11 protein-coding genes, 1 tRNA gene and 1 pseudogene are annotated in these 11,185 nt (G+C 52.4%); 5 read left to right on the top strand and 8 right to left on the bottom strand.

Annotated elements, in window-relative coordinates; genetic code table 11:
• Window positions 1–896 (top strand): annotated as a pseudogene (locus H6F80_RS15825) (hypothetical protein); the annotation flags it as partial.
• 81 nt (window positions 897–977) lie between these two features.
• Here H6F80_RS15825 and bchI read toward each other — a convergent pair.
• The 3 genes from bchI to H6F80_RS15840 form a co-directional block, all read right to left on the bottom strand.
• Entirely contained in the window at window positions 978–2,063 is a 1,086-nt protein-coding gene (gene bchI / locus H6F80_RS15830) for a magnesium chelatase ATPase subunit I (protein WP_190792490.1), read from the bottom strand.
• 99 nt (window positions 2,064–2,162) lie between these two features.
• On the bottom strand, window positions 2,163–2,828 hold the full coding sequence (locus H6F80_RS15835; protein WP_199296613.1) for a DUF2834 domain-containing protein: 666 nt from the start codon (window positions 2,826–2,828) through the stop codon (window positions 2,163–2,165).
• Window positions 2,829–2,875: 47 nt separating this feature from the next.
• A complete protein-coding gene (locus tag H6F80_RS15840; RefSeq protein WP_190792491.1) occupies window positions 2,876–3,073 on the bottom strand; it encodes a hypothetical protein in 198 nt (65 codons plus the stop codon).
• Between the two features lie 132 nt (window positions 3,074–3,205).
• On the opposite strand from H6F80_RS15840, the gene cutA reads away from it, so the two are divergent.
• Window positions 3,206–3,544 carry a divalent-cation tolerance protein CutA gene (cutA, locus tag H6F80_RS15845; protein WP_190792492.1) on the top strand — a complete coding sequence of 113 codons (339 nt, stop codon included), beginning with the start codon at window positions 3,206–3,208 and terminating at the stop codon, window positions 3,542–3,544.
• Window positions 3,545–3,832: 288 nt separating this feature from the next.
• Here cutA and H6F80_RS15850 read toward each other — a convergent pair.
• Window positions 3,833–3,905, bottom strand: a tRNA-Val gene (locus H6F80_RS15850).
• Window positions 3,906–4,028: 123 nt separating this feature from the next.
• Window positions 4,029–4,442, bottom strand: coding sequence for a hypothetical protein (locus H6F80_RS15855; protein ID WP_190792493.1), 414 nt, complete (start codon window positions 4,440–4,442; stop codon window positions 4,029–4,031).
• 135 nt (window positions 4,443–4,577) lie between these two features.
• Between H6F80_RS15855 and H6F80_RS15860 the strand changes: the two genes are divergently transcribed.
• Window positions 4,578–5,135: a metal-binding protein gene (locus H6F80_RS15860; protein ID WP_190792494.1), complete on the top strand. Its 558-nt coding sequence runs from the start codon at window positions 4,578–4,580 to the stop codon at window positions 5,133–5,135.
• A 138-nt stretch (window positions 5,136–5,273) separates the two neighbouring features.
• Window positions 5,274–6,107 carry a nucleoside triphosphate pyrophosphohydrolase gene (gene mazG, locus H6F80_RS15865; RefSeq protein ID WP_190792495.1) on the top strand — a complete coding sequence of 278 codons (834 nt, stop codon included), beginning with the start codon at window positions 5,274–5,276 and terminating at the stop codon, window positions 6,105–6,107.
• Between the two features lie 2 nt (window positions 6,108–6,109).
• Here mazG and H6F80_RS15870 read toward each other — a convergent pair whose 3' ends face one another.
• A complete protein-coding gene (locus H6F80_RS15870) occupies window positions 6,110–7,447 on the bottom strand; it encodes a RuBisCO small subunit-like domain-containing protein (protein ID WP_190792496.1) in 1,338 nt (445 codons plus the stop codon).
• Between the two features lie 392 nt (window positions 7,448–7,839).
• Between H6F80_RS15870 and H6F80_RS15875 the strand changes: the two genes are divergently transcribed.
• Window positions 7,840–8,163: a hypothetical protein gene (locus H6F80_RS15875; RefSeq protein ID WP_190792497.1), complete on the top strand. Its 324-nt coding sequence runs from the start codon at window positions 7,840–7,842 to the stop codon at window positions 8,161–8,163.
• Window positions 8,164–8,259: 96 nt separating this feature from the next.
• Here the strand turns inward: H6F80_RS15875 and H6F80_RS15880 are convergent, their stop codons facing one another.
• Window positions 8,260–9,294 carry a class I fructose-bisphosphate aldolase gene (locus H6F80_RS15880; protein ID WP_190792498.1) on the bottom strand — a complete coding sequence of 345 codons (1,035 nt, stop codon included), beginning with the start codon at window positions 9,292–9,294 and terminating at the stop codon, window positions 8,260–8,262.
• Between the two features lie 134 nt (window positions 9,295–9,428).
• On the bottom strand, window positions 9,429–11,185 hold a 1,757-nt coding region (locus H6F80_RS15885; protein WP_206755079.1), incomplete at its 5' end, for an alpha/beta hydrolase.

Raw genomic sequence — 11,185 nt, forward strand, 5'->3', positions numbered from 1 at the left:
GCCGCTACCTCCGCACATTTGGCAAACCTGATGTGCTGATTATTGGTAGCTCTCGAGCGCTTCAGGGCATTGATCCGATCGCGCTTCAGGAAGGATTAGCAAAGCGAGGCTATCCAGGGCTAAAAGTGTTTAACTTTGGCATCAATGGGGCAACGGCTCAGGTAATCGATGTGCTGCTGAACGACATTCTGCTGCCCGAACAGTTGCCGCGCCTAGTGATCTGGGGAGACGGGTCGCGGGCGTTTAATAGCGGTCGTCCCGATATTACCTATAACGGCATTATTGCTTCAGAAGGCTATCGGCGCGTGCAGCAGGGCGATCGTCCGATTCCGCCGCGCAGCCAGTGGATGGCTCTCACGCTGCAAGCAAATCAAAAAACTAGCCAAAATGCGTCCAGCCGCCCGACCCGTCCACCGCTGCCACCCGACCTCACCCCAAACGGATTTGAAGTGATTCCCGGTCGGTTTGACCCACAGACCTATTTTCGCCGCTTTCGCAGAGTTCCTGGCCAGTTTGACGGTGACTATCAAAACTTTCAGCTTACAGGCAGCCAGCTTCAGTCCACGCTCTTGGTTGCCCGGTTCGCACGCGAGCAGCAAATTCGTCTGGTGTATGTGAATCTGCCCTTAACTGAGTATTATCTAGACTCACTTCGTCGCCGCCACGAGCAGCAGTTTCGCCAGCACATGCAGCGCGTTGCCGATCGCCATCAGTTTACATTTGTCGATTTGAGCCAGCGATCAGAGCTGATGCAAAACCAGTACTTTGTTGACCCAAGCCATATTAACGCTGCAGGGGCAAGGGCAATGGCTCTAGCTCTGGCAGCAGACAATCGCATTCCCTGGGAAGTTGTGCGATCGTCTGAGTCACAAACATCTGAATCACAAACGCCCTGAGCAGGCTAAGTGCTAGATGATGTTGCGATGGCTGGGCTTCCCGCTCGTGCTAGCACCAAACCATCGCCTGGAAATTAGGGGCTATTCCGGCTGAGGCAGACCAAACACCTGGGCAAACACCTTGCCAACTTTATAGCCCGAATCGATCGACTCTAGCGGGTCTTTCCGCAAACGGTGGCGCAGTGCCATCACGATAATGCGCTGAATGTCTTCGACCGTTACTTCTGCTCGTCCTTCCAGGGCAGCGAGAGCTTTTGCAGTGCGGTTGGTCACGATATCGCCGCGCAGTCCGTCTACATCCAGCTCCGCGCAGACCTGGGAAATTTTGATCTTCAAGTCCTGATCAATCTTCACCGAAGGCAGCAGCGTTTGGGCGTTGATCAGCTTTTGTTGCAGGGCATCTTGCTCCACCTGATATTTTTCCAGAAAGCTCTCCGGGTCTTGGTCAAAGTCCGATCGCTGTTCCACAATTTGCACCCGCAGGGCTGGCTCTTTCACCGTGCGGATTTCGGCATGTAAGCCAAAGCGATCGAGCAACTGGGGACGCAGTTCGCCTTCTTCCGGGTTGCCAGAACCAACCAGCACAAATCTTGCCGGGTGGCGAATCGAAATGCCTTCTCGTTCGACTGTATTCCAGCCCGATGCGGCAGAGTCAAGCAGCACATCAACTAGGTGGTCGTCGAGCAAATTTACCTCATCCACATAAAGAATGCCGCGATTTGCCTGCGCTAGCAGTCCCGGTTCAAATGCCTTCACGCCTTCAGAAAGGGCTTTTTCAATGTCGATCGTGCCGCAGACTCGATCCTCGGTTGCGCCGAGCGGCAGGTCGATCATCGTTACTTTTTTCTTGGCAGTCTGGATTGGTTCTCCTGCTTCAATCTGCTGCTTGACGGCATCGCTCATCAAGCCCGTATCGCTCGGATGGCTATTGAACGGATCGCCTGCGACCACATCAATTTCAGGCAACACATCTGCCAGGGCACGAATTGTCGTGGATTTTCCGGTTCCCCGGTCGCCCATGATCATCACGCCCCCGATCTTGGGGTCAATGACGTTGAGAAGCAACGCAAGCTTCATTTCTTCCTGACCCACGATCGCGGTGAAGGGGAAAACGGCGCGGCGGGTCGCAGCTTTGGCAGAGGGGCTGGCTGAAACAGTGGGACTCACAGAACTACCTGTAATGACAACAAAGTATAAATAACCGTTATCTATTGTGACATAAGAGGAGAGATGCAAACGGGAAGAAACCTTACAGGAAGTCAGGCTCTACACCTGTACAGCAGTTTGCTCGATCGGTTTCTCTTCCCGAATCGGCGGACGCAGCGTGATGTATGCCAGCGGACCGAGTAGCGGAATTAGCGACACTGCCCAAAAAATTCGACGGTCAGACAATCCGCGTCGTGCCATATCGTCTGGCAACAGGACGGGAAACAAAAGACAGAGCAGGCAAAAGTCGAGGCTCATGACGTGAACAAAGCGGCTCGTTTGCCACTGCTGAATAAAATTGCTCCAGTCGCCCGCAGTAATGCCGTATATCAGTAAACCGATCGCCCCCACTGCAACAAAGCCTCCGGTAATGCGAGAATCGAGCAGCTTCAGCAGCCAGTTCTTCTGCCCGGTAAAGGTCGGATTCGATCGCCGCAGTGCCAGATAAGGCAGAATCGAAAAGACGCCAACGCCAAACGAAAAAGATGCAAATAACCACGCTGGAGCCTTTTGCCCACGACCGTCTAGAAACATCACTGACGCATAAAGCAGCGGCACGATACCCAGGATATTAAACAGCGCGATCACTAACGGGTTAATGCCGTCCCAGTTGCCGCTAATCAAGTCTTGAATAAGATTAAGAGTGTCGGGCTGATTTGGTGGCGCAAACAAAAAGGCGTAGAGGATAAAGCTAGCCCAGAGCAGCCAGAGCGCAACTTGTAGCATGATCAATAATTTGTCAGAGATACTTTTTCCTGATTCTCTAATAAAGCCTACAGCAAGCCCTTATCCCGTAGATAGACTTCAACCGCAGCACGGATTAACTGCTGGCGATCGGCTCTTTCACGCAAGATGGAATCGACTTCGGCAGAAAAGCGAACGGCAATCGTGTTGCCTAACGGCTTTTCTCCATACTTCGGTTTTTGCTGTGCTAGAAATTCGGGAGTTTGTACAGGCTTCGGATTTGCCATGGTCGATGCTGCCTTAAAACAAAGAATGAAGGTTAGGTGACTTGAATCTGACTGAGATCGCTTGAATCGTTAGAGGAAGCTGTCGTCTAGCTTGCCCAGGACAGAATCACCAGTAACAGAAGAAGGAAGCGTATGAATCAAAACCCGCAAAATTACGGCATTGTTCTCGTGACCGCCGCCTCGCAGTCAGAAGCAGAAACGATCGCAGAAGGGCTAGTGGCAGCTCGTTTGGCAGCTTGTGTTAGTCTGACCCCGATTCGATCGATTTACACCTGGAAGGGGGAGGTGCATCGCGATCAGGAATGGCAGCTTGTGATCAAAACCGACCTGCGGCAATTTAACCAGCTCGAAGCAAAAGTCTACGAACTTCACTCCTACGAAGTGCCCGAAATCATTGCCCTGCCGCTAGTCCACGGGTCAGCTCCCTACCTTGCCTGGATTGCAGAACAGGTTGGAAACCAAAGGGATTAAAGACTGACTACCCATCTCTGAACGTCCTTGCTTCAAGCTTTACTCCCTGAGCTGTAAAAGAGCTTTGAAGCGGAGCTTGGAAACCTGTAGGCTTTGAAATCAATCAAAAAATTTGGTCTCCCATTTCCTCAAATGGGACACAGTGCAGCCCGATCTTGAACCTGCGTTTGAAACTCAACCAATTTAGAACTCAACCAATTGGACTGAATCAGGATCTGACTGACTCAAGCTATCTAAATCAAGATATGCGGTACAAAAGACGTACAGCAAGACAAGAGAGATAAAGTATGGGCAGTGAGGGACTCGAACCCGCGACATCCTGCTTGTAAGGCAGGCGCTCTACCAACTGAGCTAACCGCCCGCGCATTGGTTGCACGATTATTAATACTAGCAGACCAAGCGCATTTGTCAAACAGTTTTTCCGGCGGAGGCTATCCGGGCTAAAGGACGATCGCGCTTGAGGGCGCACTTCGCTGCAATGTTCTTACCGAAGCTCGGAGCCGATCGCGATTCCACCTCGATTCACCCCTCGAACCACCATTCCTTCTGGCAAAGAAAAAGTTTGCGCCAGATCGCTGAGCGGGTTTTCCTGCAGTTCTGGTGGGTCTGTCAAGTTTTGGTTGATTTGCTCCGCGGTCAGATTGAACGCTTCGGCACGATCAGCTCTGGGGGCATTGGGCGATCGGGCTTCGACGGTCAAATCGGCTGCGCTGCCCTCCGTTGAAAAAACAATGGGTGCAACAGCATCATCAACGCTCGTAGGCATTAGGGCAGGTTGAGGCCCAAAGGAAACCGCAGGGGACACGGCGGCAGGCATCGCTTCAGAAACGTTTGCCCAGGCAAGCAGACTGCTGAAAGAGAGACAAAAAGCTGCAACAGAAATAAGTGACAACTTCATAGTGGCGATACTAAACCCGATATCCATAGGATAATCACAGAGTTCAAAATTGCGACCTGAATTTCTGCGGATTCTCGAATAAAATCTTGTTACCCAGTGCAAAACAAATCCTAATCGGTAGCCTGCGCCACACTTATGCCTTCTGGTCGCACCCACGATCGCATTACCCTCTGGACTTTGCCTCTGGTTGCCATTTTGAGTCTGGCAGTCACTCGCCAGAGTCCCTTCACCTTAAGCCTCTGTGCCGGATTTTTGTTCGGCGGACTGATGCTCGGTCCCGATCTAGATATTTACTCGATTCACTATAAACGCTGGGGCTGGTTGCGCTGGATCTGGATTCCCTATCGCGGCAGTTTGAAGCATCGATCGCCCTTTTCCCACGCGCCAATTACCGGAACCGTGCTGCGGGTTATCTATTTGCTGGCATGGCTGGGTTTGTTGGGGTTGGGCATGATTGCAATCGTGAATGAGCTATGGCAAATGGGCTGGACGTGGGGCGAGATTGGGCAGGTGATGCAGCAAAGCCTCTGGCAATATCGCTGGGAAATCCTCGGATTTGCGATCGGGCTGGAGATTGGCGCGTTTAGCCATTACACGGCAGATTGGAGCCTTTCGACCTATAAGCAGGTGAAGAAGAAGGGCTGGCGGGCAGTTTTGGGGCGATCGAAGGGGAAGAAGAAGAAAAAAAAGTAGGGAAGGAAATCAGAGGATGGGGGAATCAGGGGGTGAGGAAATGAGGAGAGCTACAATCCTAAGAAGCGGCTGCGAGCAAGCTGGGTGAGGAGTTAGGGGTTTTGCAGGGTGGTAGTTTGGAATTTTGCGAGTGTGAGTATGACTGATTTTGTTGATCGATCGAGAATGCTTACCAATTTGCAGCGGCTGATAGAGGTGGTAGCGCAGCTTCGATCGCCGGAAGGAGGGTGTCCGTGGGATCTGGCACAAACGCCGGAGTCGCTCACGCCTTACGTGCTGGAGGAGGCATACGAAGTTGTAGACGCCATTCGGCAGGGTCAGCCGGAGTCGATTGCGGATGAGTTGGGAGATTTGCTGCTGCAAGTCGTGCTTCAGGCACAAATTTTTAGCGAGGCGGGACAGTTTGATTTGGCAAGGGTGGCAGAGTTGATTACAGAAAAGCTGATTCGGCGGCATCCCCATGTGTTTGGAGAAGTCGAAGTCGAGAGCGTTGATCAAGTAAAGCAAAATTGGGAGCAAATCAAGGCAGCCGAGGAGCAAGCCCATCCGCAGGAACCCGTGATGCTCAGCCCCAAGCTAAGCCGCTATGCTCGCTCACTTCCGCCCTTAACCGCTGCAATGAAAATTTCTCTCAAGGCAGCGGGGGTTGGCTTTGAGTGGGAGAACGTGGAAGGAGTTTGGGCAAAGTTTCACGAGGAGCTGGGAGAATTCGAGCAGGCGTTGCAGTCGGAGCCGAAGGAAAATCAGCAGGCAGAACTGGGCGATTTGCTATTTACGATCGTCAACCTGGCACGCTGGTATGATCTCGACCCGGAAGAGGCTATGCGCGGTACAAACGATCGATTTATTCGGCGGTTTTCCCAGGTTGAGCAGGCATTGGGCGGCGGACGATCGCTGGCAGACTACACCCTGGACGAATTAGAGCAGCTTTGGCAGCAGGCAAAGGCAAACCTGAAGCAGGAACAGGGCTAGCCTTACACTTTGCTTCCAGGACGCTGAATCACTCGCTCCATCACGCGCCGTCGATCGCGCGGGTCAATGCCCACCAATCGCACATAGTCGTTTTGATGTTCTCGCAGACAGGTTTCTAAGTCATTCATCGCGGCTGAAGCACTGCCGTCGACACTGCTGTAGCACTGCCAGGAATTGGTGCGGAATCGCCGTTCGTCCACATACTCGATGGCGATGCGATAGCCATTGTCCGCCAGTTCTTGAATCTGCTGCCCTGCTTCTGCCGTCAAATTGCTGGGGCTGCCTTGCGATCGCCCAGAATAGCCATTCCCAGAAGGAGGACTGGAAGCATTGCCCGCATAAGCTGCCGGAGCAGACCCGCCATTTCCAGAAGACGATCGATCTGCAATTCCCCTAACCGGCGATCGACTCGTCGGAGCAGTGGGAGCGGTGTAGGTTGACGTTTCTGCTGGTTCCTGATGCAGCGAAGCGTGGTATTGCTGCACCAGCCGGAGTTCCTGAATGCGCTGCTGTTCGCGAACGAGCTGCGTTCCCAGTTCAATTAGGTGTGGCAGGCTGAAATCGGGCGGACGAAATTCGGGCAAGGCTTCAGTGCTATTGACCACGCGCAGCGAAATCCGCTCGATACCCACGGATTCGATAAACTGTCGCACCTGCTCATCGTACAGCCGCGAATGCAGCGCGCTATAAAAGTCGATCGACTGAGTGGGAAAGGTATCCACTAACTGTTCAATCGTGCTGCGCGACACTTGATCCTCGGAAAAAATGCCGCTCACAATGCCAATGCGATCGTCACGATCAGGTTCCCAGTAGAATTTCTCCATTCGTCCATCCCGAATCAGCGGGGCATAAAGCGTCGAGAGGTCGTTGCCCGTGACGATGATTGGAATGCGCTGGATTGGCTGGGAGTCATAGCTGCCGGGAAGCTGCACATTAGTGGGATTATCGGCAATATTCATCAGCGTGCCTGCCACAAGCTGAGTGTTGACCGTGTATTGCGTCGCTTGATCAACCCGCCCCATTCCAGCATCAATGTCGTTGATGATCAAGACTGCCATTCGTCCTCGCACTTTGCTTAGATCTGCTGCCTCCCGGTAGCGTAAGCGAATCAGCCGCGCCGGATCACCTGCATCGGGGCTTTCTAGCTCTCCTGCCGACATATAAACGGCTTCAGCACCCATCCGCTCAAACGCCAGATCGCACTGAAACGATTTGCCTTCGCCCTTGCGCCCATGGACTCCTAGAATTAGCGGTACTTTGACCCTGGGCAGGTCAAGAAAGTTTTTTGTGATGTGGATCGCCAGCTTGTCGAGAAAGCGCGGAGAAAGGTAGTAGCTCATGGAAATGGGGTGAGGAATACAGCTCGAAGTCTTGATTTTTCTTAGAAAATAAATGCGGGAACGATTACCCAACTCCTTTAATTATTCCAGAAACGCTTCATTAAATTTATAAATTTGATAGTTTTTGCAAAAGGAAAAGTACCCACTGGGGTACTGCGGTGATTCATTTGAAATTTGAAAATAGAAGATAAGTTTACTGAATCAAACAGTGACTCTGAAGAGGAGAAACACGAGTGCAATTCAACCGCAAATCAGAAAAGCTAGATAAAGAAAAAATAATTTCACTCTAAATTTTCTGAAATAGTTCGGCGATGAATTGAATCTCTTTTTCAGTCATTCGCTATCTCGTTCATCCACAAGCGTCATCACACAATCGTTACCAGGAGAAGATCATGGCTTTTTATATTACAACTGATACCGAAAACATTGCTAAAGTTGAGTTCAAAAGCAATCCCGATCGCAGCAATCTTGCAGTTGGCTGGAATGGCAATACGCTGTTAATCACTGACCTGCCGGCTGGCATTGGGGCTGCGCTGGCAACCCTGGCGGGTTTCGGTGGAATCGGACTTCCGGCAAAGGAACTGTACATCGAAATCGATCGCAATCCGGCAACTTTCCCAAGCGGTCGCGGGACTTATCTGGAAGCAGCCTATGCCGGACGGATTGAAATTCGGAATCCGATCGGGGTTGAGCGCGAAGTCATGGCAAGTCGTTAATTAATGTTCCCTTAGGCTGGAGAATTGATGTTATGAAATAAGGGGCTTTTGCCCCCTTTTTTTGTTTTTTTATTGATGCAGTTTTGCTATTTCCGTCTACACACTCACCGCGACTTTTTCTAGTTCGGGGCTGTATTTGCCTACACTGGCAGCACTATTGCATCTCGCCCGCAGCGCAAGTGCCTTTTGAGCCGTCGGAACGTTTTCAGGTTTGCCCATCCAGGCTTGCATTGCCGCTTGCTGAAGGGCACGTCCATAGGAAAAAGTCAGCTTCCAGGGAAGTTTGCCGCCATAAAGGACGTTCATCCTATTCAGGTGTTCAGTGGCTTGCTGATCGGTTTGTCCACCCGAAAGGAAGGCGCAACCCGGAACCGAGGCGGGCACACAGTCGAGCAAACACTTCACCGTCGCCTGAGCCACTGCTTCAACGCTAGCTGGCTGCGAACTGGTTTGACCAGAAATCACCATGCTGGGCTTTAGCACCATTTGATCGAGCGCAATCCCGTAGCGGTGCAGCTCATAAAACACGGTTTTCAGAACTTCCTCATGCACAGCGTAGCTGCGTTCCAACGTATGATCACCGTCCATTAAAACTTCAGGTTCGACGATCGGCACTAGTCCCCCTTCCTGACAAATTCCGGCATAGCGGGCCAGTGCGTGAGCATTTGCTTCGATGCAGCGACGAGTGGGAATGCCCTCCCCAATCGTGATCACTGCCCGCCATTTGGCAAACCGTGCGCCTAGTTCGTAGTATTCTCTGACGCGATCGCGCAGTCCGTCCAGTCCTTCAGTAACAAGCTCGTTGGGAGACTTTGCCAGAGGTTTTGCCCCCGCGTCGAGTTTAATACCGGGGATAATGCCTTGATTGCTGAGCAACTGCACAAAGGGAGTTCCGTCGGCGGTCGATTGTCGGATTGTTTCGTCAAACAGAATAACGCCGCTAAAGAAATCGCCAATTCCGGGCGTGGTAAACAGCATTTCTCGATAGGCGCGACGCATTTCTTCGGTCGTGGGAATGCCGAGTTTTTGAAATCGCTTGTTTGCAGTGCCAAAGCTTTCATCGGCTGCCAAAATGCCTTTGCCCGTTACCACCATTGCCTGTGCTGTGGCTCGTAGCTCGTTCTCAAACATGGCTGACGCTCCATCATGCTTGTACCCATTCCTTCTAGATCATCTCGATTCAAAACGTCATCAATCCTGAGCAGCATTCTGCAATCGGAGCCTGCTCAAAAAACAACCGACAGCCCCTGAATTGGGGAGAATCTTTATCGGCGTGAGGTGCGGGTTTCAGTGCCATTTGGATCAGGCACAGGCGTTCCGGTAATCTGAGCAATTTGCTCCGCTGTGATCGATCGCACCAAGCGCACGGGCAAATCAGGACGGCTGATTAACTGCGCGTAGGCAGATTCCAGATAGGGGGTGTAGCCGGGGCGATCGGCAACGTAGGTTTGCAAAAAGGCAACGCTGAGGCTTCGCAGATAGGTTTGTGCCAGCAGTGGATTGGGTCCGACGATCTGGGGCGGCAGTTCAACCAGATCTTCTGATCGGGTTTCGTCTTTGCTGATCGTTGAGAAGTGCGTGCCACCTTGCAGCATGACCAGATATTTGTTGGGCGTGGTGAGCCAGCTATAGGGCACAATTTGCTCCAGCAATGCCGGACTGACCGTATCCGCACTGCTGCTCACCAGCATGACGGGAATTTGAATCGCGGCGAAATCCGCTGCACCGATCAAACTGCTGCCGATTGGATTAATCGCAATAATGGCTTTGACGCGATCGTCCTTTAAGTTAGGAATCGGTAAGGACAGCTCAGCGGCGCGACATTGCAGCAGCAGGGATAAGTTCAGGGTTTCCGACTCCGATCGAGCGCATTCCTCCGTGAGTTGAGCCGAATTAATCCTGCCGCCTGCCAGAGCCAGAGCCGTGTAGCCACCCAGCGATTGACCGATCACGCCCACCTGCTGCACGTTAAAGCGTCCGCGAAATCGGGGATTGTTTCGATTCAGGGCATCCAATCGATTAAGCAGATATTTAATATCGAGCGGGCGATCGATAAACTCGTTGGGGGAAGTAACCTGGCTGGCACTCCCGGAAATCAAAGCCTGAAGCTGTTGAGCGTTGCTGCCCGGATGTTCGGGTACGGCAACCACAAAACCGTGCGAGGCAAGCTGGCGGGCAAGATAGCCATAGCTCGTGCGATCGGAGCCTAAGCCGTGGGAAATCACGATGAGCGGAGCTGCTGTCACCTGAGCCTGAGCCTGGGTCTGGGGCAGGTAAAGGTCTACCGGAAAGCTGCGATTTCGGCGGCGATCGTTTAGCTCCAACGTGTTTTTCTGCCAGGTATATTCTCCAGGACGGCGCAGATCGGGCAAAACCGCAAACTCTACCGTCGATTGGGTACTGGCTTCCTGATCTGCCTGCTGCTCGACCAGGGCAATCGCGGCTTGCGTTTGGCGAATTAGGGCTGACAGGTCTCCGGCGATTCGCAGCGTCTCGGTTAAATCAATGCGAATTTCCTCATGAGGAAAACTGTCAAGGACATTGAGCAGCGATAAACCTTCTGGCTCAGAGGCAGCAAGAATTAGTGCCGATCGAATCGCATAAAACCCGGACAGGTTGGATTCCGTCCGAATCACATTGCCGAGGCGATTGAGCAGAATTTCACCCTGCTTGGTGTAAAGAAACTGCGCCACTGCAACCGGAGATAGCTCGGCTCTGGCATTAAGAACTTGCCGCAACTGGGCAAGCTGTTCGTTGTTGATGAAGGGTCCGTAGCTTCGCAGGTCAGCATCGATCGTTCCTTCCTCGGCATAAACGCGCAGCGAATCCACTGGAAGCGATCGCGCCAGCAATCCGTAGGACAATATCAGGCGATCGGCACTCCAGGCGGCCCCTGCCGACAGCGTGAACGGAAACAGGGCAAGACCGACGATTAGCCCTCCAGAGAACCGTGAAGCAACCGCTTGCAGCCAGCGAGACGGACGAAGCAATGCAGGAAAGTGCGCCATAGGATTTCGCCTGG

Origin of the sequence: Leptolyngbya sp. FACHB-711 (assembly GCF_014695615.1) — a bacterium.
GTDB lineage: Bacteria > Cyanobacteriota > Cyanobacteriia > Elainellales > Elainellaceae > Leptolyngbya_A.